The 23,236-nt window shown below is 72.0% G+C and carries 19 protein-coding genes; 8 read left to right on the top strand and 11 right to left on the bottom strand.

Annotation, left to right across the window (positions count from 1 at the left end; all coding sequences use genetic code 11):
- Window position 1: 1 nt before the first annotated feature.
- Window positions 2–1,117, top strand: a complete 1,116-nt coding sequence (locus ACPXB1_RS20085; RefSeq protein WP_355597977.1) for a lytic polysaccharide monooxygenase auxiliary activity family 9 protein — start codon at window positions 2–4, stop codon at window positions 1,115–1,117.
- A 51-nt stretch (window positions 1,118–1,168) separates the two neighbouring features.
- Here the strand turns inward: ACPXB1_RS20085 and hemQ are convergent, their stop codons facing one another.
- Genes hemQ through hemE form a run of 3 tightly spaced genes read right to left on the bottom strand, consistent with a single transcriptional unit; the run spans window position 1,169 to window position 4,380 of the window.
- On the bottom strand, window positions 1,169–1,870 hold the full coding sequence (gene hemQ, locus ACPXB1_RS20080) for a hydrogen peroxide-dependent heme synthase (protein WP_355597975.1): 702 nt from the start codon (window positions 1,868–1,870) through the stop codon (window positions 1,169–1,171).
- Window positions 1,867–3,276: a protoporphyrinogen oxidase gene (gene hemG / locus ACPXB1_RS20075; RefSeq protein ID WP_425735643.1), complete on the bottom strand. Its 1,410-nt coding sequence runs from the start codon at window positions 3,274–3,276 to the stop codon at window positions 1,867–1,869. The genes hemQ and hemG overlap by 4 nt, the downstream gene beginning before the upstream one ends.
- A 6-nt stretch (window positions 3,277–3,282) precedes the next feature.
- A complete protein-coding gene (gene hemE / locus ACPXB1_RS20070) occupies window positions 3,283–4,380 on the bottom strand; it encodes a uroporphyrinogen decarboxylase (protein WP_355597971.1) in 1,098 nt (365 codons plus the stop codon).
- A gap of 218 nt (window positions 4,381–4,598) precedes the next feature.
- On the opposite strand from hemE, the gene ACPXB1_RS20065 reads away from it, so the two are divergent.
- On the top strand, window positions 4,599–5,171 hold the full coding sequence (locus ACPXB1_RS20065; protein WP_053657378.1) for a DUF3000 domain-containing protein: 573 nt from the start codon (window positions 4,599–4,601) through the stop codon (window positions 5,169–5,171).
- Window positions 5,172–5,218: 47 nt separating this feature from the next.
- Here the strand turns inward: ACPXB1_RS20065 and ACPXB1_RS20060 are convergent, their stop codons facing one another.
- Both ACPXB1_RS20060 and ACPXB1_RS20055 read right to left on the bottom strand, forming a co-directional pair.
- The gene (locus tag ACPXB1_RS20060) at window positions 5,219–6,091 is read right to left on the bottom strand and encodes a hypothetical protein (RefSeq protein ID WP_355597969.1); all 873 of its coding nucleotides are present in this window, start codon (window positions 6,089–6,091) and stop codon (window positions 5,219–5,221) included.
- Between the two features lie 142 nt (window positions 6,092–6,233).
- The gene (locus ACPXB1_RS20055) at window positions 6,234–7,376 is read right to left on the bottom strand and encodes a trypsin-like peptidase domain-containing protein (RefSeq protein ID WP_425735642.1); all 1,143 of its coding nucleotides are present in this window, start codon (window positions 7,374–7,376) and stop codon (window positions 6,234–6,236) included.
- Window positions 7,377–7,586: 210 nt separating this feature from the next.
- Here ACPXB1_RS20055 and ACPXB1_RS20050 point away from each other — a divergent pair, with 210 nt between their 5' ends.
- The 5 genes from ACPXB1_RS20050 (at window position 7,587) to ACPXB1_RS20030 (ending at window position 14,447) form a co-directional block, all read left to right on the top strand.
- The gene (locus ACPXB1_RS20050) at window positions 7,587–8,906 is read left to right on the top strand and encodes a ribonuclease D (RefSeq protein ID WP_355597965.1); all 1,320 of its coding nucleotides are present in this window, start codon (window positions 7,587–7,589) and stop codon (window positions 8,904–8,906) included.
- Window positions 8,907–9,084: 178 nt separating this feature from the next.
- Window positions 9,085–10,281: a thiolase family protein gene (locus ACPXB1_RS20045; protein ID WP_053657386.1), complete on the top strand. Its 1,197-nt coding sequence runs from the start codon at window positions 9,085–9,087 to the stop codon at window positions 10,279–10,281.
- A complete protein-coding gene (locus ACPXB1_RS20040; RefSeq protein WP_425735641.1) occupies window positions 10,278–12,338 on the top strand; it encodes a 3-hydroxyacyl-CoA dehydrogenase NAD-binding domain-containing protein in 2,061 nt (686 codons plus the stop codon). Before ACPXB1_RS20045 ends, ACPXB1_RS20040 begins: the two co-directional genes overlap by 4 nt.
- Window positions 12,339–12,502: 164 nt before the next feature.
- Window positions 12,503–13,579, top strand: a complete 1,077-nt coding sequence (locus tag ACPXB1_RS20035) for a hypothetical protein (protein ID WP_425735640.1) — start codon at window positions 12,503–12,505, stop codon at window positions 13,577–13,579.
- Between the two features lie 94 nt (window positions 13,580–13,673).
- Complete coding sequence (locus tag ACPXB1_RS20030; protein ID WP_425735639.1) at window positions 13,674–14,447, top strand: hypothetical protein; 774 nt, start codon at window positions 13,674–13,676, stop codon at window positions 14,445–14,447.
- A gap of 161 nt (window positions 14,448–14,608) precedes the next feature.
- Here the strand turns inward: ACPXB1_RS20030 and ACPXB1_RS20025 are convergent, their stop codons facing one another.
- The 6 genes from ACPXB1_RS20025 to ACPXB1_RS20000 all read right to left on the bottom strand — a co-directional run bounded on the left by ACPXB1_RS20025 (window position 14,609) and on the right by ACPXB1_RS20000 (window position 21,224).
- Complete coding sequence (locus tag ACPXB1_RS20025; protein WP_355597957.1) at window positions 14,609–15,019, bottom strand: VOC family protein; 411 nt, start codon at window positions 15,017–15,019, stop codon at window positions 14,609–14,611.
- Window positions 15,020–15,262: 243 nt separating this feature from the next.
- Window positions 15,263–16,438: a sensor histidine kinase gene (locus ACPXB1_RS20020; RefSeq protein WP_355597955.1), complete on the bottom strand. Its 1,176-nt coding sequence runs from the start codon at window positions 16,436–16,438 to the stop codon at window positions 15,263–15,265.
- Window positions 16,435–17,103 carry a response regulator transcription factor gene (locus ACPXB1_RS20015; protein WP_355597953.1) on the bottom strand — a complete coding sequence of 223 codons (669 nt, stop codon included), beginning with the start codon at window positions 17,101–17,103 and terminating at the stop codon, window positions 16,435–16,437. Before ACPXB1_RS20015 ends, ACPXB1_RS20020 begins: the two co-directional genes overlap by 4 nt.
- Before the next feature lie 134 nt (window positions 17,104–17,237).
- The gene (locus ACPXB1_RS20010; RefSeq protein WP_425735638.1) at window positions 17,238–18,518 is read right to left on the bottom strand and encodes a PQQ-binding-like beta-propeller repeat protein; all 1,281 of its coding nucleotides are present in this window, start codon (window positions 18,516–18,518) and stop codon (window positions 17,238–17,240) included.
- A 145-nt stretch (window positions 18,519–18,663) separates the two neighbouring features.
- Window positions 18,664–19,953 carry a PQQ-binding-like beta-propeller repeat protein gene (locus ACPXB1_RS20005; protein WP_425735637.1) on the bottom strand — a complete coding sequence of 430 codons (1,290 nt, stop codon included), beginning with the start codon at window positions 19,951–19,953 and terminating at the stop codon, window positions 18,664–18,666.
- Window positions 19,950–21,224: a PQQ-binding-like beta-propeller repeat protein gene (locus ACPXB1_RS20000; RefSeq protein WP_355597947.1), complete on the bottom strand. Its 1,275-nt coding sequence runs from the start codon at window positions 21,222–21,224 to the stop codon at window positions 19,950–19,952. Before ACPXB1_RS20000 ends, ACPXB1_RS20005 begins: the two co-directional genes overlap by 4 nt.
- A 116-nt stretch (window positions 21,225–21,340) precedes the next feature.
- Between ACPXB1_RS20000 and ACPXB1_RS19995 the strand changes: the two genes are divergently transcribed.
- Window positions 21,341–23,230 (top strand): hypothetical protein, encoded by a 1,890-nt coding sequence (locus ACPXB1_RS19995; protein WP_355631347.1) that lies wholly within the window; start codon window positions 21,341–21,343, stop codon window positions 23,228–23,230.
- Window positions 23,231–23,236: the final 6 nt, after the last annotated feature.

The raw sequence follows: 23,236 nt of genomic DNA, 5'->3' as shown, positions 1-23,236 counted from the left end.
CATGTCCACTCTCACCCGATCACGACGTGTGCTCTGGCTGTTCGCAATCGCGACGGCCTGCACGCTCCTGTTGACCACCGCCCTGACCACGATGCAGGTCCGGTCCGCCTCCGCGCACGGCTCGGTCGTCGACCCGCCCTCCCGCAGCTACAGCTGCTGGCAGCGCTGGGGCGGCGACTTCCAGAACCCGCGGATGGCCACCGAGGACCCGATGTGCTGGCAGGCCTGGCAGGCCGACCCGAACGCCATGTGGAACTGGAACGGCCTGTTCCGCGAGGGTGTGGCCGGTAACCACCAGGGCGCCATCCCCAACGGGCAACTGTGCAGCGGCGGGCGCACCCAGAGCGGTCGCTACAACGCCATGGACACCGTCGGCGCGTGGAAGGCCACCTCGGTGGCGAACAACTTCCGGCTCCGCTTCTTCGACCAGGCCAGTCACGGCGCCGACTACATCCGGGTGTACGTGACCAAGCAGGGCTTCAACTCGTCCACGCAGCCGCTCGGCTGGAGCGACCTCGAGTTGGCCGGCCAGATCGGCAACACCCCTGCCTCGCAGTGGAACCCGGACACCGGTGGCGTCTCCATCCAGATTCCGGTGAGCGCGCCGGGACGTACGGGTCGCCACATCGTCTACACCATCTGGCAGGCCAGCCACCTGGACCAGTCGTACTACCTGTGCAGTGACGTCGACTTCGGCGGAGGCAACGGCACCCCGCCGCCCACGACCCCGCCCCCCACGACGCCGCCGCCGACCACCCCGCCGCCGACCACTCCCCCGCCGACCACCCCGCCGCCGACCACGCCTCCGCCGGCCGGAGCCTGCACGGCGACGTACCAGGTCACCGGCCAGTGGTCCGGTGGCTTCCAGGGCGAGGTGAAGGTGACCGCCGGCAGTTCAGGGACCCGCGGCTGGTCGGTGACTTGGAACTACGGCAACGGCCAGCAGGTCACGTCGTCGTGGAACGCCACAGTCAGCACGAGCGGCACGCAGGTCACGGCACGTAACGCCAACCACAACGGCACACTTGCCGCCGGAGCGAGCGCCACGTTCGGTTTCCTCGGTTCGTGGAACGGCAGCAACCCAGTTCCGCTGGTCTCCTGTACGACGACCAGTTGATCCCCGGCCGGCGCCGCACCCGGGCGGGGGTGCGGCGCCGGCCGGCGGGGCTCAGACCAGGCAGTTGACGATCTCGGCGATCGACCGCCGGCGGCCCGTGTAGAAGGGGACCTCCTCGCGGACGTGCCGGCGGGCGCCGGAGGCACGCAGGTCACGCATCAGGTCGACGATGCGGTGCAGCTCGTCGGCCTCGAACGCCAGCATCCACTCGTAGTCGCCCAGCGCGAACGAGGCGACTGTGTTGGCCCGCACGTCCGGGTAGCCACGGGCCATCTTGCCGTGCTCGGCCAGCAGCTCACGGCGCTCGGCGTCGGGCAGCAGATACCACTCGTAGGACCTGACGAACGGGTAGACGCACAGGTAGGGGCGGGCCTCCTCGCCGGCGAGGAACGCCGGGATGTGGCTCTTGTTGAACTCCGCGGGCCGGTGCAGCGCCATCTGCGACCAGACCGGGGTCAGCGCCCGACCCAGAGTGGTGCGGCGGAACCGCAGGTACGCGTCCTGGAGGGCGTCGCTGGACGCGGAGTGCCACCAGACCATCACGTCGGCGTCGGCGCGCAGGCCGGCGACGTCGTACACGCCCCGGATCACCACGTCCTTGCCGGACAACTCATCGAAGAGAGCCTCGACCTCACCGGTGACGTTGTCCCGCAACGACGGCAGCGGGGCGCTGGCCCGGAACACCGACCACATCGTGTAGCGGATGCTGTCGTTCAGCTCCCGCAGCCGTGCCGCGTTTGTCTGCTCGGTCATCTCGCCGGTCCTCCCAGTGCTGTGATGATCTCGTCGGCCGCCGCCTCGCCGGAGCGGACGCAGACCGGAATGCCGACACCGTCGTAACCGGCGCCGGCCAGGGTCAGTGTGGGATGGGCGATCCGCAACGCCGTACGCGCGGCTGCCACCCGGTCGGCGTGCCCCGGGGTGTACTGCGGCAGCGAACCACCCCACCGCTGCACGTGCCCGTCGACCGGTGCGGGAAGCGGCACGCCCAGCACCGCCGACAACTCCCGGTGCACTGTCGCGGCCAGGTCCTCATCCGGGCGTTGGAGCTGCGCCTCCTCGCCGTACCGGCCCACCGACGCGCGGACCAGCGCCAGCCCGTCCGGCCGGCGCAGGTGCCCCCACTTCGTGGTGAAGAACGTCGACGCCTTGATCAGCAGCCCTTCGGTGCTCGGCACCAGAAAACCGGACAGCTCGGGCAGCTCGGGCTGCGGCAGCGCCAGTGTGACAAGGGCGACACTGGCGTAGTCCAGCTCACCGACGGCTGCGGCGGCTGCCGGCGCCGGGCCGCTGAGCAGGCGGGCCGCCGGTCGGGCCGGCACCGCAAGCACCACGGCGTCCACGTCGATCAGCTCAGGCTCACGGGTGGGGCCGACTGTGAGTCGCCAACCCGTGGCGGTGGGCGTCACCTCACGGACGGCGGCGTCGCGTCGTACCGTGGCGCCGCTTGCCGTCGCCGCCGCGTCCACGAGGGTGCTCAGCCCGCCGGCCAGGGTGCCGAAGACCGGGGCGCCGGGGGCACGCGGCGCGGCGGCCTGCGCCGCACGGACCGCCCCGACAAGCGTGTGCTCGACCTGGGCGGTGCGCGCCAGCGCCGGCATCGTGGTGACCAGGGAGAGGTCGTCGGCCCGGCCGGCGTACACACCGCCCAGCATCGGATCGACAAGCCGCTCGACCACCTCGTCGCCGAAGCGGGCCCGGACCAGCGCGCCCACCGAGACGTCCGTGCCGGGCTCGACAAGCGGCCGGCCGTCGTCGGTGTCGGCGTCCGAGGTCGGACGCGCGACAGAGGTCACCCGTTCCAGATCCCCGGGTACGCCCACAAGCGTGCCGCCCGGGATGGGACGCAGCATGCCGTCGACGACAAGCGCCGCCTGCCCGACGGTGGGGTGCACGATCTGGTCGGCAAGCCCGAGCCTGCGGACCAACGCCACAGCCCCGCTCTCGGCCCCGGCCAGGTCACGCAGCAGGAAGGACTCGGCCCCGAACTCCACCGGCTGACCGGCAAGCTCCCCGGTGCGCAGCTTGCCACCCAGCACGCCGGACTGCTCGTACACGGTGATCTCGGTGCCGGTCGGGGCACGGTCGCGCAACCGGACCGCGGCGGCCAACCCGGCGATCCCGCCGCCGACCACCGCCACCCGCCAGGGCTGCCGCATCGCGCGTCAGCCCTGGTCAGCCCGGCGGCTGGACAGCTCGTGCACAAGCGCGACCACCCGGGTCAGCACCTCCGGGTCGGTCTCCGGCAGCACGCCGTGACCGAGGTTGAACACGTGCCCGGGTGCGGCCCGGCCCTGGTCCAGGATGCGGCGGACCTCGGCCTCCACCACAGGCCACGGCGCGAGCAGCACGCACGGGTCCAGGTTTCCCTGCACCGCCTTGTCCGGGCCGATGCGGCCGGTGGCCACGTCAAGCGGGGTACGCCAGTCCACGCCGACCACGTCCGCGCCGGCCTCGCCCATCGCGCCGAGCAACTCGGCGGTGCCCACCCCGAAGTGGATCCGGGGCACCCCGGCGTCGGCCAGCCCGCTCAACACCTCGGTGGAGTGCGGCAGCACGTAGCGGCGGTAGTCGGCCTCGGAGAGGGTGCCCGCCCACGAGTCGAACAGTTGAACTGCCGACACGCCGGCCTCGATCTGCACCCGCAGGAAGGCGAGCGTCACAGCGGCCAGCCGGCCGGCGAGCGCGTGCCACAGCTCCGGATCGCCGTACATCAGCGCCTTGGTCTTCGCGTGGGTCCGCGACGGACCGCCCTCGACCAGGTAGCTGGCCAATGTGAACGGGGCGCCCGCGAAACCGATCAACGGGGTGTCGCCCAGCTCGACCACCAACTGCCGGACGGCCTCGTCGACGTACGGAACGTCGTCGCGGGTGATCGGGCGGATGCGCTCCACGTCGGCGGCGGTACGGATCGGCTCGGCGACCACCGGGCCGGTGCCCGGCACGATGTCCAGGTCGATTCCGGCCGCGGCAACCGGCACCACGATGTCGCTGAACAGGATTGCCGCGTCGACACCGTGCCGGCGTACCGGCTGGAGGGTGATCTCGGTAACCAGATCGGCGCGGCGGCAGGACTCCAGCATCGGCACGCTCGCCCTGATCTCCCGGTACTCCGGAAGCGAGCGGCCAGCCTGGCGCATGAACCAGACCGGTGTGTGCGGGCCGGGGCGACGCCGGCAGGCCCGGATGAAGGGCGAGTCGGCCGGGCCACCGGGGCGCGGGTCTCCGTCTCGGGCGGCAGTGCCCGTGGTTTCCGTGGTCATCGCCGCAATCCTTCCACGCCCTGCACCCCCACCCCACCTGGGGTGAAAGGAAGGGCACCTTCTTAACGCCTCCGGTAGAGCAGGGGCCCCTTGTTAACACCAGAACTCGGCGCGGGCGGGCTCTGGTGGCGATACGCACAGGCGCGCCTCGCCGCTGCCGGATCGGGTGTCGGCGCGCCGTCGAAGCGGGTGGGCCGACGGCGGCATAGGCTGCCTGCATGGCCCCCCCGATCGCGCTCCCGGAGACCTTCGTCCGCGCGGTCGCCGGGCTGCGGTCGCCGGCGCCCCGGCCGGAAATCACGCTGGAGGAGGTCGGCGCCCCCCAGCGGCTGGCGCCCTACACGTTCGCGCTCTCCGCGGCGGTGCTGCGCGACGGCGACGAGGTGGCCACCGGCCGGCTGATCCTGCTGCACGACCCGGCCGGGCACGAGGCGTGGCAGGGCACCCTGCGGCTTGTCACCTACGTGACCGCCGAGCTGGAGGTCGACCTCGCCGCCGACCCGCTGCTGCCCGGCGTCGGCTGGACCTGGCTGACCGACGCCCTGGAAACCCAGGAGGCGGCCCACCGGGCGATCGGTGGAACTGTCACCCAGACCATGTCGACCCGGTTCGGTGACCTTGCTGGCCCGCCGACCGCCGGGGACATCGAGATCCGCGCATCCTGGACACCGGTGACCGACGACCTCGCCCCGCACCTGCTCGGCTGGTGCACGCTGCTCGCCTCCACGGCCGGCCTCCCGCCGCCCGGGGTCACCGCCCTCTCCGACCGCCGGGCAGCCGGCACCGCCTGACGCCGCCCCGCCCGTTCAAAACGGGTCGGGGCGGACGTCGGTCGGGCTTACAGGTAGTTCTCCGCCTCGTCGCAGACCTTGTCGAGGCCCTTCATCGCCGCGTCGTACGCGCTCCTGTTACCAGCCGCCGCCGCGCCGAGCGCGGTGGTCAGCTTGTCCAGGCAGCTGGCGATCACCTTCTTCTGCCGGGCCTGCTCGTCGCGGTCGTTGCGGGTGCCGGTCAGGTCCTGCTGGGTGTTGTCGAGCTTGTCCTGCATGGTCTTCAGGTCGGTCTTGAGCTTGGAGATCTCGGTGGTGTTGGCCGCGATGGTGCCGTCACGCTCGCTGACCTGGCTGGTGAGGCGCTTCTCGGTGCGGTTCAGCTCGTTGTTCTTCGTCACGAACAGCCCGGTCATCACCCCGCTGACAACGAAGAGCAGCCCGGCCACCAGGGCCAGCACCAACACCATGCGGCCCTTACCGGGCGGCTGCGCGGCGGCGCCCGGTCCGTACTGCGGCGCTCCGGGCGGGCCCGACATCGGCTGCCCGTACGACGGACCGGAGACCGGCGGCGCGGACATCGGCGGGGCGGACAACGGCTGCCCGTACGCCCCACCCGAGACCGGCGGCGCAGACACCTGACCGCCGTACGGCGGGGCGCTGGCCGGGTAGCCCGGCGTCGGCTGCGGGGTGCCGTACTGCGACGGCGTGGAGGACTGGCCGCCCCCGTACTGCGGGGCAGACTGACCCGACCCGTACTGCTGCGGCGTGGGCTGGCCGGGCTGCGGCGGGGTGGCCTGACCGTGCGCGTATGGCTGCTGCGGCGGCGTGGCCTGACCGTGCGCGTACTGCTGCGGTGGGGTCGGCAGTCCGGCCGGCGAGCCCGGCGGCGTCGGTGCGGCCGGCGGGTAGCCCCCCGGCCCGGTCGGTGGCTGGGACATGATGTTCCTCCAGGTGAGCGGGTCGTCCGCCGGTAGGCGTGACGGACCAGGTGCGGCAAGGTCGTGCGGGTCCGAGGACCCGGCCGGGATCGGGGAACGGCCAACGGTGGCCGGGGGTGGCGCGGTCGGGCGAGCCGTCCGATCAGCAGATCTTGAAGCCGTCGCAGGCGACCTTGATCGGTACGGCAAGGCCGATGCCCTCGGCGTCGCGGGCCTTGGCGGTGGCGATACCGACCACCTGCTTACTGCCGTTGATCACCGGCCCGCCGGAGTTTCCGGGGTTGATCGGGGCATCGAACTGGATTGTCGGTCCGGAGGAACCCTGGGCGGAACGCAGGGCGCTCACCACGCCTGTGGTGACGCTGTCCTCCAGGCCGAGTGGAGCGCCGACGACGATGATCTGCTGGCCGGACTTCACGGCGGTGGGCGCGGTGACCAGGCCGGTGAACTTGCCGGTCGTCCGCAGGTGCGCCACGTCGTTCGTCTTGTCGACCTTGACGATGGTGGCCGGGAAGCGCTGGTCGGTGCGTTCCAGGAAGACCTGGCGTCCGCCGCCCTCCCAGACCGCTTCGACAACGTGGAAGTTGGTGAACAGGTTGGTCCCACCGTCGGAGGTCGGCTTGCCCACAGCGAACGCGGAGCCGGTGAACTGACCGGCCCGCACCCGGAACACGCTGGGCAGCACGGCGCTGGCCACCGCCTCCGGGTTGAACGCCGCGCCGGCCTGCTTCTCCAACTCGTCCGCGCGCTTCTCCAGGCCGTCGAGGCGGGCGGCGTCGCCGTCCTGGCCCTGCGCCAGCCGCTTGTCGGTGGCGGCGAGCCGGTCGCCGAGCCTGTCGAGTTGGTACGCCTGCACTCCGGTCACGGCCGCCAGCAGCACGACAAGTGCCGTGGCGAGGACCATCGGCCAACGACGACGGCCGGGCCGGGCCGGTGGTGGCGGGGCGTACGGGCCGGCCGGCGCAGAGCCGTACGGCGCAGGTGGCGGGCCACCCTGGGGCGTTGCCGTGCCGTACGGAAGTGGTGCGGGGCCGGGCGGCGTGGCCTGGGGCGCCGCACTCCACTGGGCGGCGCTGGGCGGAGGTGACCAGCCGGCGCGAGGTCCCGGCACGGCCTGCTGGTGGACCCCACCGGCGGCCGGCGACGCCGACCAACTGGCGCCCGCGGGTGGGTGCGGCTCGATGCGCGGTGGCAGTGGCCCCGGTCGGCCGCCTGCTGCTCCGCTCATGTCGTGAGGCGCGGCCCCCTCCGGTCGGCCGTCCTGCGCGCCGAAGCCAGCCGTCATGATCGCCTTGCCCTCCCGTGATCTTCCTGTGCCGCCCGTCGATCTGATTGTCACCCAATCGAGGGCTCGCGGCTCGATGGACCGTACCTGCGCGAACGGGCTTTGTCTCCCCCGATGTCCGGCATCCGAATCGACATCTTGTGGACAGCTGACCGACACACGCCGGACCGGCTGCACCCGCAATATCGGCGCGCGCACTAGGGTTGGCAGGTGACCGACGAACCACCCCTGCGCCGTCGGCCCACCGAAGAACTCCCGGGACACGCACCCCACCACCCGCCGTCGGCCCAGCCGCAGCAGGCGGGCGAGGGGCCCGACCCGACCGACGGTGGGCCAGTTCCGCTGATCGCCCCGCGTGACGGCACCCCCGACCCGGTGGCCGCCCCGGCGGAGCTTGCCGAGGTCGTGGCCCGCTTCGCGGCGGGCACCGGCCCGGTTGCCCTGGACGCCGAGCGCGCCTCCGGCTACCGCTACAGCCAGCGCGCCTACCTGGTGCAGCTGCGCCGCGCGGGTGCCGGCACGGCGCTCATCGACCCACTTCCGCTGCCTGATCTCAGCACGCTGGACGCGGTGATCGGCGAGGCCGAGTGGGTGCTGCACGCCGCGAGTCAGGATTTGCCGTGCCTGGCCGAGGTCGGTTTGCGTCCGCGCCGTCTCTTCGACACGGAACTGGCCGCTCGGCTGGCCGGGTTCGAGCGGGTCGGCCTGGCCGCGCTGACCGAGCAGCTACTCGGATTCACCCTTGAGAAGCATCACTCGGCAGCCGATTGGTCAAGTCGTCCGCTGCCCGAGTCGTGGTTGACCTATGCGGCCCTCGACGTGGAGCTGCTCACCGATCTGCGGGACGCGCTCGACGCCGAGTTGACCCGGCAGGGAAAGTCGGCCTGGGCCGCTGAGGAGTTCGCCGCGCTGGTGCGTACCGGCGCCAAACCGCCCCGGGTCCGCGCCGAGCCCTGGCGGCGTACGTCCGGCATCCACCGGGTGCGGGGGGCGCGGGCCCAGGCCCGGGTGCGCTCCTTGTGGTACGCCCGGGATCAGATCGCGTCCCGGCGGGATGCCGCTCCCGGTCGGGTGCTGCCGGACTCGGCGATCGTCGCCGCCGCCGAGCTGGACCCGAAGGACGAGAAGACGCTGTTGACGCTGCCGGGCTTCGGTGGCCGGTCGGTTCGCCGACTGGCCCGCACCTGGCTGGCCGCGCTCGACGACGCCCGCCAACTGCCCGACGACGCGCTTCCGGTCACCCCCGCCGTGGAGGGTCCGCCCCCGCCGCACCGGTGGGCCGAACGGGACCCGGTGGCGGCGGGCCGGTTGGCCCGCTGCCGGGAGGTGGTGGTCCGCATCGCGGGCGAACACAACCTGCCCCCGGAGAACCTGATCACCCCCGATTCGGTACGCCGGCTGGCGTGGAGCCCGCCGGAGGAGCTCACCGAGGAGACGGTGGCGGACACCCTGCGCGGCTTCAACGCCCGTGAGTGGCAGATCGGCCTGCTGACCCCTGACCTGACAGCAGCCCTGTCCCCCTCGGCCTGATCCCTGGCGTGCCGCTCCGCCGCCGGGTGGTGTGGGGTGGGCCACAGCGGGGCGTGCGGACGAGTTGGTTACTGGCGAGTAGCATTCGGGGGAAACGTGCCCGTGTCGGCGACCCTGCTTCGTTCCGAGTGCTGCCTGCCGGCGCCAAGGCCGGAACATGGTCGAATAGGAGGCTCAAGTGCCCCGTGAAGTCCGAGATGTCGTCTTTGTCGATGGCGTCCGTACCCCGTTCGGCAAGGCGGGTGGCATGTACGCCAACACCCGTGCCGACGACCTGGTGATCCGCTGCATCCGCGAACTGCTGCGCCGTAACCCGCAGCTGCCGCCGGAGCGGGTCGAGGAGGTCGCCATCGCGGCCACCACCCAGATCGGCGACCAGGGCCTCACCATCGGCCGCACCGCCGCGCTGCTGTCCGGGCTGCCCAAGACCGTTCCCGGCTTCGCCATCGACCGGATGTGCGCCGGCGCCATGACCGCGGTGACCACCGTCGCCGGTGGCATCGCCATGGGCGCGTACGACATCGCCATCGCGGGCGGCGTCGAGCACATGGGCCGCCACCCGATGGGTGAGGGCGTCGACCCCAACCCGCGGATCGTCGCGGAGAAGCTCGTCGACCCGTCCGCACTTGTCATGGGCGCCACAGCGGAGAACCTGCACGACCGGGTCCCGCACATCACCAAGGCCCGCACCGACGCGTTCGCGCTGGCCTCCCAGCAGAAGACCGCCAAGGCGTACGCCAACGGCAAGCTCCAGGACGACCTGGTGCCGGTGGCCATCCGCGACGCCGAGGGTGGCTGGGGTCTGGCCACCGCCGACGAGGCTCCCCGGGACACCTCCCTGGAGAAGCTGGCCACGCTGAAGACGCCGTTCCGCCCGCACGGCAAGGTCACCGCGGGTAACGCGGCCGGCCTGAACGACGGCGCCACCGCCAGCCTGATCGCCGACGAGGCCACCGCCCGCGAGCTGGGCCTGCCCGTCGCCATGCGGCTCGTGTCGTTCGGCTTCGTCGGCGTGGAGCCGGAGGTGATGGGCGTCGGCCCGATCCCCTCGACCGAGAAGGCCCTGCGCATCGCCGGCCTGAGCATCGACGACATCGGCCTGTTCGAGCTGAACGAGGCGTTCGCCGTGCAGGTGCTCGCCTTCCTCGACCACTTCGGCATCGCCGACGACGACCCCCGGGTCAACCCGTGGGGCGGCGCGATCGCCATCGGCCACCCCCTCGCCTCGTCCGGCGTACGGCTGATGACCCAACTGGCCCGCCAGTTCGCCGAGCACCCCGAGGTCCGCTACGGCGTGACCGCCATGTGCATCGGCATCGGCATGGGCGGCACGGTCATCTGGGAGAACCCGCACTGGACGGAGGGCAACAAGTGAAGGCACCGAACGAGGTAGTCACCAAGGCGCTGCTGCGTCAGGTGACGGTACCGGGGCTGGACCGACCCGCCGCCCTGATCACGCTCGACAACGGCTTCGACCACACCAAGCCGAACACCTTCGGCCCGGCCGGTCTGACCAGCCTCGACGAGGCGATCACCGCCGCGCTGGCCGCCGACCCGGCGTTCATCGCGGTCACCGGCAAGCCGTACATCTTCTGTGTGGGCGCGGACATCGTCGGCCTGCCGCAGCTCGCCGACCGCGAGCAGGCGCTGGAGATCGGCCGGCTCGGCCACCGGGTCTTCGCCCGGCTCAAGGACAGCCCCGTGCCCACGTTCGCGTTCGTCAACGGCGCGGCGATGGGCGGCGGGCTGGAGCTGGCGCTGCACTGCCACTACCGGACGCTGTCCGGTGGCGCGGCTGCGCTGGCCCTGCCCGAGGTCTCCCTCGGCCTGGTCCCGGGCTGGGGCGGCACCCAGCTGCTGCCGAACCTCATCGGCATCCCGGCCGCCACCCAGGTGATCATCCAGAACCCGCTTATGCAGAACAAGATGCTCAAGCCGAAGCAGGCTGCCGAGATGGGCATCGCGGACGTACTGCTGGAGCCGGCCGACTTCCTGGAGCGGTCCCTTGAGTGGGCCGCCGGCGTCGTCCGGGGTCAGGTCACTGTGACCCGCCCCGAGGTCGACAGGGACATGTGGGGCGGCGTGCTCTACTTCGCCCGGGAGACGCTGAACCAGCGGCTGCACGGCGCGGTCCCGGCCGCGTACAAGGCGCTGGATCTGCTGGAGACGGCGAAGGACGCGGACTTCGCAACCGGCACCGCCGCCGAGGACGAGGCCCTCGCGGACCTGGTCCTCTCCGAGGAACTGCGCAGCGGTCTCTACGCCTTCGACCTGGTGCAGCGGCGGGCCAAGCGGCCTGCTGGCGCACCGGACAAGGGCCTGGCCCGCACCGTCACCAAGGTCGGCATCGTGGGCGCAGGCCTGATGGCAAGCCAGTTGGCGCTGCTGTTCGCCCGCCGCCTCCAGGTGCCGGTGGTGATGAGCGACCTCGACCAGTCCCGTGTGGACAAGGGCGTCGGGTACGTGCACACCCAGATCGAGAAGGCCGTCAGCAAGGGCCGGATGGACAAGGGTACGGCCGCCAAGCTGTACGGCCTGGTCAGCGGCACTGTCGACAAGAGCGCGTTCGCCGACGCGGACTTCGTCATCGAGGCGGTCTTCGAGGACCTGGGCGTCAAGAAGCAGGTCTGGGCCGAGCTGGAGAAGATCGTCTCCCCGGAGGCGGTGCTCGCCACCAACACCAGCTCGCTGTCCATCACCGAGATGGCAGCGGATCTGGAGCACCCGGAGCGGGTCGTCGGCTTCCACTTCTTCAACCCGGTGGCTGTCCTGCCGCTGCTGGAGATCGTCCGGGGCGAGCGCACCGACGACGCCACCCTGGCCACCGCGTTCGCTGTCAGCAAGCAGTTGAAGAAGTCCTCGGTGCTTGTCAAGGACGCACCGGCGTTCGTGGTCAACCGGCTGCTCACCCGCTTCCTGGGCACCGTGTTCGCGGCCGTCGACCAGGGCACCCCGCTGGACGTGGCGAACAGCGCACTGGACCCGCTGGGCCTTCCGATGCGCCCGCTCGCCCTGCTCCAACTGGTCGGCCCGGCCGTGGCGTACCACGTGGGCGGGACGCTTCACGAGGCGTACCCGGACCGGTTCGGTGTCAGCGAGAACCTCAAGCGCATCGCCGATTCCGGCCAGCCGATCGTTGTCGACGACCAGATCAACGACGAGGTGGCGAAGCTGCTCGTGGTCGGCGACCAGCCGCTCACCGAGGAGCAGGTCCGCCAGAACGCGCTCGACGCGCTCGCGCAGGAGATCCGGCTGATGCTGGACGAGGGTGTCGTCGCCGAGGCGCAGGACATCGACCTGTGCATGATCCTCGGTGCCGGCTGGCCGTTCCACCTGGGCGGCGTCACGCCGTACCTGGACCGGACCGGCACCAGCGAGCGGGTCACCGGCCAGCGGTTCCTGCCGCGTGGGGCGGCGAGCCTGCCCGCCTGATCCACGTACGTCGCACCCTGCGTTCGCGGTGGTTGCCCCGTCCAGCTTGGATGGAGGTAGCCACCGCGAATGTCGTTGTGCCTGATTCCGGTCGGGCCGGGACAGTGGGACCCTCTGGTGGCTGGCTACGATCACCCGTTCGCACCCTCGCCTGGAGCTGATCAATGTCCTCACCGCCGGTCGACCCCTGGTCCGGGCAGACGGAGCCCGACGCGCGCTACGACTTCCACCCGCAGGGCCCGGAGGGCTACCAGCAGCCGCCAGCCGAGGGTTGGGTGCCGCAGCCGGGCGGGCAGCAGCCGTACGACGGCCACTGGCACGGTGCGCCGCAGCCCGCTCCGCCACCGGCGGTCCAGCAGCCGTATCCCACACAGCCATATCCCGCCCCGCCGTACTCGACGCCGCCGCACTCGACCCCGCCGCACTCGACTCCGCCGTACTCGACGCCGCCGTACTCGACTCCGCCGTACTCCAACACACCGCACGGCGGATATCCCGGCACGCCGCAGACCGGCTATCCGGCCGGTCAGTACGCCGGCTACCCGCCGCCCCATCCCGGTGGCGGACAGGGGCAGTCACGCCAACTGATCCTGATCCTGGGCATCGTCGGGCTGCTGGTGCTCTGCCTCGGCGGAGGCGGAGTCGCCTACGTTGCCTACGAGCGGGATCAGCGGGCCGACCCGACACCCACCCCTACCGCCGCCACCACCACAGCGCCAGCCAGCACTCCGAGCGCCACCGCCTCCGCGTCGGCCACTCCGTCGCCGGGGCCCAGTCCCGCTGCCCAGATCCGGGTCGTCACACCGGAGACTCTCGCGGGGCGTCCGAAGAGCACGGACGCGACGCTGAAGAAGTTGGCGGAGGACATGGTCCAGGAGCTGAGAGGCTCGGTGCGCGGCGAGAACGATGTCGTCGGCGCCTTCTACGGCAGCCCCAGCGAGCGGGACATGGTCATGGTGATCGCTGCCTCCACGTTCGTGCTCAACCCCACAAAAGAGCTCGACGACGCGGTGCGGTCGATGTCCAAGGGCCTGGCCGTGACGGGGATGACCACCATCGCCCCGGGCCCACTGGGTGGGGTGGCCAAGTGCGGCGACGGCAAGTCCGCGGAGGTGGCGCTGGGTGTCTGCGCCTGGGCCGACCACGGCAGCGTCGGGATCATCGTGATGTTCTTCTCGTCCGCGGCCGCCTCGGCGGCGGAGTTCGTCACCATCCGGGCGGAGATCGAGCAGCAGGCCTGACCACCACGGCGACGCGTGGGCGACGAGACTGCCCGAAACGCGGCACCATCGACGCCGTGGTCGAATCGTCGCCGTCCGATCGTGGAGTTGACTGATGTCCCAGCCGCCGGCCAACCCCTTCGGCCCGCCGCACGGTCCCCCTCCGCAGCGGCCGGCACCGCAGTACCAGCCAGGGCCGCCGCAGCAGCCCGCTGGCTGGGCACCGCCGCCGCAGGGCTTCGGGCCCGCGCAGTCGGGTCAGCCGTACGGCTACCCGAACGTCGCCGTCGGCCCGCCGCCGAAGAAGTCGAACCTCGCCACGATCGTGGTGATCGCGCTGGCGGCGGTGCTGGTGCTCTGCGTCGGCGGAGCGGCGGTCACCTGGTTCGTGGTCACGGACGACAAGAACGACGCGGGCGACGTCGTTGAGACCAGCAGGATCGAGGTGGTCGCGCCCGACACCCTCGCCGGCCGACCGAAGTACACCGGGACGGACTTACAGGGCGTTTCCGAGGCGACGGTCAACGCGATCAGGCCGATGGTGCAGAACGAGACAGGCGCGGTCGGCGCCTACTACGGAGAACCGATCCTGCGGGACTTCATCCAGATCGCCGCTGTCTCCGGGCTGGTGGTCGACCCGCAGAAGAAACTGGACGACGCGGTGCGAGGGCTGTCCACGCTGAAACTCAACGACATGGCGGCGACCGAGCCCGGCCCGCTCGGCGGCGACGCCCGCTGCGGCAACGGCTGGGCCGACGGCGTACCGCTGGGTGTGTGCCTCTGGGCGGACGGGGGCAGCGTGGGTGTGGTGGTCATGCACTACAGGTCCGCCGAACAGATGATGGCCGAGTTCGTCGGCATCCGTGGTCAGATCGAACAGCGTTCGTGAGCCGAGACCGGGGCCCCGGCCGTCCGAAGGTGGCCGAAGCCCCGTGAAAGTGCAAGATCCGCGCACCTTCGCCGAAGCTGCTGCCTCCAGCGAGCCGGAGGCGACATCATCTGCGTAGTTGCGCGGATGTTGACTATTCGAGGCGGCCGGGCCGCCGGCACCTAGGCCGTGGCGGCGTCACCTGGTGCGGCTGACGTCGCAGCCCGCTCGGGCGCGCTGCGCAGCACGCAGAACTCGTTGCCCTCCGGGTCAGCGAGCACCACCCAGCCGGCGCCGTCGGGCCGGGTCTGGTCGTCGACGAGTGTCGCGCCGATGCCGAGCAGCCGCTCGACCTCCTCGGCGCGGGTCCGGTCTGCTGGTTGCAGGTCGAGGTGCAGCCGGTTCTTCACCGTCTTGCCCTCGGGTACGGCGATGAACAGCACCACCGGGCCTCCCGGCGGCACGAGCATCGCCTCCGGGTCACCGGGGAAGTCGTCCGGCTGCCGGGGGCAGTCGAAGACCTGCGACCAGAAGCCGGCAAGGGCGTACGTGTCGCGACAGTCGATGCTGACGTTGTGGATAGTCGAACTCACAGTGGTCCTCCATGTGGCGCGTGGCGCGGCACCCGTTTCCGGGCACGGCGCAGCACGCAGAAACCGGTTTCCCTGCGGACGGGCGGTCAGCGCCCGACCCGTGCGGGGGCGCTCCGCCTCCGGGACCTCAGCCGACGCGGACCCGGGGCGCGGAGCAGACATTCGTTGACATCGACGCACCCCCTTCGCTTCCGAGCTGACAGCGCGATCTTTGCACCGGCCGCGCGCCGCGCGCAACCCCGTTCAGGCAGCGCCGGGCGCCGGGCAGGGCACCGAAGGCGCGTCCGCCGTCGGGAGGGTGACAGTCACCTCCAGGCCGCCGCCGGGCTGGGCGATCACCTTGACGGTGCCTCCGTGCGCCTGGCAGACCGCCCGCACGATCGACAGTCCCAGACCCGAGCCGCGCGCGCCGGTGCGTTCCCGCCCACCACGCCGGAACGGCTCGAACAGCCCCGGCACGTCGGCCTGGTCCACCTCGAACCCGGTGTTGCCCACCACGAGCCAGGAGCGCTGGCCGTCGGTGCCGGTACGCACCCAGAGCCGGCCGTGCAGATGGTTGTAGCGGACGGCGTTCTCGATGAGGTTGCCGGCCAGCCGGTCGAGCAGCCCGGGGTCTCCGACCACTGGCGCGGACTCCAGCGACGTCTGCACGCGCAGGCCGATCCGTTCCACCTCACGGCGCATCGCGGACAACGCGTTGGCGGTGCCCGCGGCGAGGTCGCACTCGGTGCGTCGACCGAGCCGCCGCCCGGCCTGCGCCTCGCTGCGCGCCAGCACCAGCAGCGCGTCCACAAGGCCATTGGCCCGCTCGGAGGCGTCGCGCACCACTGTCGCCATCCGGCGGTATTCGGCGGTGTCGGCGTCGTCGTCGCTGAGCGTCACGTCGATCTCGGTCCGCATGACGGCAAGCGGGGTGCGCAGCTCGTGCGAGGCGTTCGCCACGAAGCGCTTCTGCGCCTCGAACGCCGACGCGATCCGGTCCAGCATCGCGTCGAAGGTCTTGGCCAGCTCCGCCACCTCGTCGTCGGCGCCCGAGTAGCCGATCCGCTGGTCCAGGGTGGCCTCGCCGAGCCGCTGCGCGGTAGCGGTGACCTGGTGCAGCGGGCGCAGCGCCCGGCCGGCCACGGCGTACGCGCCGGCCACCCCGACGACGCTGATCGCCAGCAGCGCGACGAGGCCCTTGGCCAGCAGCTCCCCCGAGGCGGCGTCGACAAGTTGACGCTGCCACTGGGCGGCGTCCATCGACCGGCCGTCGGAGAGAAGCACCGTCGTGCCGGGCAGCAGCTCGTCGGTGGGTCGCAGCGCGTCCCGGACCAGCAGCCAGGCCAGCAGCACCAGGATCGCGCCCGCGCCGACCAGCAGCACGCCGTTGAGCAGTGTCAGCCGCAAGCGCAGTGTGGGCCGCAACCGGCGGCTCACGCGCCCACCTCCGAGGTGCGGTAACCCGCGCCCACCACGGTCTCGATGAGCGGCGGATCGCCGAGCTTCTTGCGCAGCGTCATCACCGTGACCCGCACGATTGTGGTGAACGGGTCGGTGTTGGCGTCCCAGACCCGCTCCAGCAGCTCCTCGCTGGAGACCACCGCTCCGCGCGCCTTGAGCAGCTCGCTGAGCACCCCGAACTCCTTGTTCGTCAGGTCGATCGGCACACCGGCCCGGGTGGCGACGCGGCGGGCCGGGTCGAGCACGAGGTCGGCGAGTTCGAGCACCGGCGGCGCGGCCGGGGTGGCCCGCCGGCCGAGCGCCTGCACCCGGGCGACCAGCTCGTCGAAGGCGAAGGGCTTCGGCAGGTAATCGTCCGCGCCGAGCTGCAACCCCTCCACCCGGTCGGCCACCGTGCCGCTCGCCGTCAGCATCAGCACCCGGGTCAGCGCGCCGGACGCGGCGAGCTCGGCGCAGATCTGGTCGCCGTGCACGCCGGGCAGGTCGCGGTCGAGCACCACCACGTCGTACCGGGTCACGAACGCCGCCTCGTGGCCGGCGTCGCCGTCGTACGCCACGTCGACCGCCATGCCCCGCTTGCGCAACCCGCGCGCGATCGCGTCGGCGAGGTTGCGCTCGTCCTCCACCACCAGTACCCGCATCCCCGGCCTCCTCGCTGCTGACCACCGACAACCTAGTGCCGGCCGGCAAACAATCGTCCCTCGACGCCCGCGTCGGTCGCCGTCGCGGGCCACTGCGGCGGTACGGGCTGCTCGTCCATCCGGCCGACCGGTGATCAGTCGGGCAGGTTCCACAGCTGGTACGAACTGTTAGCTGTGGCGCACAGCACGTGACCCGTGATGGCCTGACAATCCCCTGTGGCGTCCGGCAGGACGTCCAGGACGCGTACCTTGCCGGCACGGGCATCCAACTCTCCGACGAGCAGCCCGCCGCCGGGATACCCACGTAAGCCGACCATCCGGCGGGCGTCGCCGACCTGGTACAGCTCCCATCTGCCCAGGTCGGCCAGCTCCTCGCCGGTAAGTGCATCGACAACGAGGTACCGCACCATCGGACCGGGACCGCTGACGCTCACCATCAGCCTGCCGTCGTACGGCCAGCCCCACGACCAGCGGTCGGTACGCCAGCGCAGCCCGCCGGTCTCGGGGTCGATCGCCAGTAGTTCGCCCCCACCGGTGCGTATACACAGAACGGGGCCACAGTTCGCCGCGAACTCGACCGGGCCGGTCGTACGTGTCCAGCGCCGGTCCAGCCGATCCAGCCCGTACGCGGTGACAGTGGCCGAGCCTCTGTCGACGGCAAGCAGCAGGTCTTCCATCGCCTCGAGCCCGAGCGGCCCGTCGTCGGGTGGGAGCAGGCTGGCACTGGCCAGCACCGCGCCGGTGCTCGCCTCGCGTACCTCGACCGGCGCGTTCACCGGGTTGAGCACCACCCGGTCCACCCCGTGCCCGGTGTCGCGGAAGCTGATCTGGGCACTTGTGGGCGGCAACTGCCAGCGCACGGTGCCGCAGCAGGGATCGACAGCACGCAGGCTGCTCACTTCGGTCTGGCCGCCGGAGTGCAGCAGCAGGTTGCCGTCAGCCAACGCGATGGCCCTGCCCGGCTGCTGCCACCGCAGCGCCCCGGTTGCCCGGTCCAGCGCCACAGTGAGCGTTTCCCGGCCCACCGGCCCGATCTCGTAGCCGGTGACCAGCAGCATCCCGGCCAGCGGGGTGATGCGCCAGGACCGGGCCTCGGCCGACAACGGCGCCTGCCAGGCCGGCGCGCCGCCGGGCAGCCGGTACGCGGCCAACCGCCCCTGCCGCGCCGATGTGTTTGCCGGCTCGACGATCAGGAAGAGGTCATCGTCGACAAGCGCATCGGCGCCGAGCCGAGCAGGCAGCGTCACCACGGTCCGTCGAGGCGGTAGCGCGGCACCGGCGGTGACGGTGACCAAGACGAGCAACAGGAGCAGCGCGCAGCGCAGCCGCCGGTCGTTGGCACGGGGTGGGCGGGGCAACAGGTCCGGGTCCGGACCGTGCCGTAACTCGCCGAGGTCGATCACCGGACCGGTCACGGCCGAGACCGCCAGAACGCGGTCGAGCCGTCAGGTCGCTGGTCCTTCACCACCAGTAACCGCCTCCCGCCCTCCTCGCCGCCGACCGCCGGCAATCCCTTGCCAGCCGACAACCATCGTCCGCCGTCGATCGGCTCGCCGCTTGTCAGCCGGGCAACCGCCACAGCGCGAAGGAGGCATCCTGCCGACGGCAGAGCATCTGTCCGGTGAGCACCGCCTGGCACTCGCCGGCCGTGTCCGGCAGCACGTCCAGCAACCGGACCGTGCCCGCCCGGACGTCCAGCTCAGCGACGAGCAGACCGCCGTCGGGATGACTGCGTACGCCGATCGTCGGGCCGCCCCACGGGAACTGGGCCAGCTCCCAGCGACCCAGATCGGCGAGCACCCGGCCGGTCTGCGGGTCGAGCACGGAGAGCTGCTCCGCACCCGGCCCGGCGCTGCTCACACTGGTGGCCAGCAGCCGGCCTGCCGACGGCCAGACCCACGCCCAGCGGTCGCTGCCCCAGAGCGGCCGACCGGTCGCGGCGTCGACGACCCGCAGCCCACCGGAGCGGTTCTGGAGGCAGACGGTCGTGCCGCAGTCCGACGCGTACAGCGCCTCGTCGGCGGGTGTACGCCAGCGCTGGTCCAGCCCGTCGAGCCCGTACGCGGTGATCATCGTCGGGGACCCGCCGAAGGTGAGCAGCAGGTCGTCCACTATCTGCACACCCGTGCGCGCCCCACTGACGGGTGCCGCCAGCCCGGTGCGCGCCAGCACGGCACCCGTGGTCCCGTCGAGGACCTCGATGGGCCCGTTCGCGTGGCTGAGCACCACCCGGTCCACGCCGTGCTCGCCGTCGCGGAAGCTGAAATCGCCGCCCGCGACGATGGGCACCTGCCAGCGCACTGTGCCGCAGCACGGGTCGACAGCCCGTAGGGTGCCCCCCTGGTCGCCGACGGAGTGCAGCAGCAGGTTGCCGTCGGCGAGCAGGCTGGGGCTGCCGGGCTGCTGCCAGCGGTACGCCCCGGTCCGGCGGTCCAGCGCCACGGTGAGCGTGCCCTGCCGGTCCGGGCCGGTCTCGTGCCCGGTGGCCAGCAGCATGTCGCCCTGCTGGGCGATGCCCCAGTATCGGCCCTCCGCCGGCAGCGAAGCCTGCCAGGCCGGCTCGCCGCCGGGCAGCCGGATGGCTGTCAACCGCCGCTGCGCCGCCGGCCCGCTGAGCGGCTCGACGAGCACGAAGAGGTCACTGGTGACCAGGGCGTCGGCGCCGAGGCGGCCCGGCAGCGCCAACACCTCACGCCGGGGGTGCGGCCCCGCGCCGGCCAGGCTGACAAGCACGAGCAGCAGGACCAATGCGCAGCGCAGGGGCCGCCCCTTGGCCAGTGGCGGGCGAGGCAGCCGGTCGGCTTCCGGCCCATGCCGCAGCTCGCCGAGGTCGATCAGCGGGCCGGTCACTGGTGTAACCGCCACAGCGCCGTCGAGCCGTCGAGGCGCCGGCAGAGCAGCACCGGCAGCGCCGCCTGGCACCCGCCTGCCACACCCGGCAGGATGTCCAGGGTCCGCGCCCGGCCGGCGGCCAGGTCCAGTTCGGCGACCACGAGCCGACCGTCGACCGTCGACCGTACGCCAATCAGGTCGTCGCCCCTGCGCATCCGGCTCACAAGCCCCCACCGACCCAGATCCGCCCTCTCCTGCCCGGTCTTCGCGTCGCGTACCGCGTACCGCTGGTCGTGCCCCATCATCAACAGCCGGTCCTGCCGGACGTCGGCGAGCATGTCCGGACCGGGATTGGCCCATCGGACGGCACCGGTGGTGGCGTCGATGGCCTGCAGGCCGCCGGTCTGCAGGCCTGCGCAGAGCAGATCCGCACAAGCCACCGACCAGGCCACCAGCGGCACCGGGGACGTCCACATCGGTGCGATGTCGGGCAGGCTGTAGGCGACCAGCCGGGTGCTGCCCGGCGGGACGAGCAGCACCAGGTCGCCGACGACCTGCACCCGCTGGAACGCCGACCGGTCGCCGGGCAGCGTGTCCACGCTCCGCAGCAGCTTGCCGGTGCCGGCGTCGTACACCTGTAGTTCGCCGGTCGGCTGGACGACAACGACCTGGTCGACCTGGCCGGCGCGCTCGTGGTAGTCAGGGCTGCCGGGTGGGACGGGCACCGACCAGAGCACCCGACCGGTGTCGGGCGCCACCCTGCTCACCGTGCCCGGCGCGTCGTCCGCGTCGTCCACGAGAAGCAGGCCGCCGTCGACAGTCCACTGGACGAGCCCCGGATGGTGCCAGCGCCGCTGCCCCGTGGCGGCGTCGAAGGCGGTGGTCTCCAGCACCTCAGCGGTGGTGGCCGCGACGGCCAGCAGCAACCCGCGCTCGGCCCACACGGCCAGATAGTCACCGCTTCGCGCCAGCGGCACCCGCCACCGGCGGCGCAGGTCCTGCTCTCCGGTCGCCGAGGGCAGGGTGTACGCCGTGAGGTACCGCTCGCCGTCAGGTGTGGTCGGGTCGACAACGACGACGCCGGCGGCGGTGAGGTACGCCGAGGCGTCCGGCACGGTCGGCACCGGCGTCACCGCCCGGCGGGGCGCCGGTGCCCCGCCGGCGAGCACGAGCAGGGTCAGCAGCAGTACGCCGGTGCTGCGCAGCGGTCGGCCGGCGGCGCGCGGCCGGCGGGGCGGCGGTGCCGATACCGGCTCGTCCCGGACCTCGCCCAGCTCGATAATCGACAACGACAGTCCCTCCGTGGCGGGGTGCGACCTACCGGGCTGCCCCGGCAAACCGGCCGCTGCCGTACCGGCCCGGCAAATGCGACGCAACCTCGCCTGTACGATGGCGCGTCGTGGCTGTGCCGGTGGTAGACCCCTCGCTGAATCCCGTGACCGACGCCGACCCGGCCGAGGTCGAGCCGACACGGCGGCCTCGACGCCGCCCGGCCCGAACCGACCTGTTGGCCCTCGGAGCCTATGTGCTGCTGGGTGTCTTCGTCTGCCTCAACTACTGGGGTGACGTGACCGGTCGGGTCTCCTCGCACCTGCCGACCGACCACAGTTGGTTCGAGTGGCTGTTCGCCCACGGCGCCTACTCGGTACGGCACCTGGAGAACCCGCTGTTCACGGCCCGGCAGAACGCCCCGGACGGGGTGAACATGATGGCCAACACCTCGCTGCTCGGGGTGACCCTGCCGCTGTCGCCGCTGACAATGCTGTTCGGCCCGCAGGTCACGTACGCGCTCTACCTGGGCGGCGCCCTGGCGGCCACTGCGGGCACGGCGTACTGGATGCTCTCGCGGCACCTGGTGAAGTCCCGAGCTGCCGCATTCGTCGGTGGCGCGTTCCTCGGTTTCGCGCCGGGCGTCGTCCACCACGCGAACGGTCAGCCCAACTTCGTGTCCAACTTCCTGTTGCCGCTGATCGTCGTGCGGGTGCTGCGGCTTGGCGAGTCGGGTCGGTGGCGGCGCAACGGGCTGGTGCTCGGCGCGCTTGTGGCGTACCAGATCTTCATCAACGAGGAGATGCTGCTCCTCACCGCGCTTGCCTGCCTGGTCGTCGTGCTCGCGTACGTCGTGCAGCGCCCGGCGGCGGCGCGGCGCGCGGCCGGCTCGTTCCTGGCCGGGCTCGGCGTCGCCGGTGGCCTGGCGCTACTGCTGACGGCGTACCCGATCTGGTTCCAGTTCAACGGCCCGCAGTCCTACCGCGGCCTGCAGGGCGGTGTCTTCCACAACTGGGGCGAGGACCTGGTCGCCTTCGTCACCTTCGCCCGGGACACCTGGGCCGGTAACCCGGAGGTGGAGAAGACGATCGGGTTGACCGAGCAGAACACCTGGTTCGGGTGGCCACTGGTGCTGCTGTCGGTGGTGGCGCTCGTGCTGCTGGTGCGCCGCTCGTTGGCCGCCCGGATCATCGCGGTGCTGGTCGTGGTCTTCACGGTGGCCTCGATCGGGCCGTGGGTGCGCTTCAACGGCGTCGAGACCACGGTGCCCGGCCCGTGGTCGTACGTGTCGGACGACCTGCCGCTTGTCGAGATGATGATGCCGACCCGGTTGGCGCTTGTGGTGGCCGCCGCGTTGGGCGTACTGCTGGCGCTGACCTGGGACGCGGCGGCCCGGCAGGGGCGTCCGGTGGCCGACCGGCCCGAGGTGCCGGCCCAGCGCACCGGCGAGCCGGCGGAGTCCGACGTGCCGTCCATGCCCGCGCCGGTCGTGTCGCGTCGACGCTGGCTGCGCCCGGTGGGGTACGCGGCGGTCGCGCTGGCGGTGCTGCCGCTGTTCCCCCGGCCGCTGCCGGCGCAGCAGGTGGACCCGCCGCCGAACTTCATCACCGCCGGCGGCTGGCGCCCCTACGTGCCGGAGGGCCGGACCCTCGTGCCGGTGCCGATCCCGAGCAACGTGCACGGCCTGTCGACGCTGCGGTGGAGCGCGCTGACCGGGCACGAGTTCCCCATCCCGGGTGGCTACTTCATCGGCCCGAACGAGCTGGGCGAGGGCGTCTTCGGCGCTCCGAACCGGCCCACCAGCACCCTCATCTACTCCACGATGGACGCTGGTGCGGTTCCGGCGATCACCGACGAGAACCGCCGTCAGGCCGTCGAGGACCTGCGGTTCTGGCGGGCGTCGGTGGTGGTGCTCGGGGCGCATCCGCGCGAGGCGGTGCTGCGTGAGCTGGTCACCGCCCTGATCGGGCCGCCGCAGCGGGTCGACGACGTCTGGGTGTGGGACGTCCGCGCGCTCGTGGACTGACGCGCT

This window comes from Micromonospora sp. DT68 (genome assembly GCF_049847245.1).
GTDB lineage: Bacteria > Actinomycetota > Actinomycetes > Mycobacteriales > Micromonosporaceae > Micromonospora > Micromonospora profundi.
This window is presented reverse-complemented; position numbering and strand designations above follow the sequence as displayed.

Bases quoted from the DNA above. Each gene is read 5' to 3' on its own strand.
- ACPXB1_RS20085 (WP_355597977.1), top strand. From the start codon at position 2: ATGTCCACTCTCACCCGATCACGACGTGTGCTCTGGCTGTTCGCAATC.
- hemQ (WP_355597975.1), bottom strand. From the start codon at position 1,870: ATGACCGAGCAGACAAACGCGGCACGGCTGCGGGAGCTGAACGACAGC.
- hemG (WP_425735643.1), bottom strand. From the start codon at position 3,276: ATGCGGCAGCCCTGGCGGGTGGCGGTGGTCGGCGGCGGGATCGCCGGG.
- hemE (WP_355597971.1), bottom strand. From the start codon at position 4,380: ATGACCACGGAAACCACGGGCACTGCCGCCCGAGACGGAGACCCGCGC.
- ACPXB1_RS20065 (WP_053657378.1), top strand. From the start codon at position 4,599: ATGGCCCCCCCGATCGCGCTCCCGGAGACCTTCGTCCGCGCGGTCGCC.
- ACPXB1_RS20060 (WP_355597969.1), bottom strand. From the start codon at position 6,091: ATGTCCCAGCCACCGACCGGGCCGGGGGGCTACCCGCCGGCCGCACCG.
- ACPXB1_RS20055 (WP_425735642.1), bottom strand. From the start codon at position 7,376: ATGACGGCTGGCTTCGGCGCGCAGGACGGCCGACCGGAGGGGGCCGCG.
- ACPXB1_RS20035 (WP_425735640.1), top strand. From the start codon at position 12,503: ATGTCCTCACCGCCGGTCGACCCCTGGTCCGGGCAGACGGAGCCCGAC.
- ACPXB1_RS20030 (WP_425735639.1), top strand. From the start codon at position 13,674: ATGTCCCAGCCGCCGGCCAACCCCTTCGGCCCGCCGCACGGTCCCCCT.
- ACPXB1_RS20015 (WP_355597953.1), bottom strand. From the start codon at position 17,103: ATGCGGGTACTGGTGGTGGAGGACGAGCGCAACCTCGCCGACGCGATC.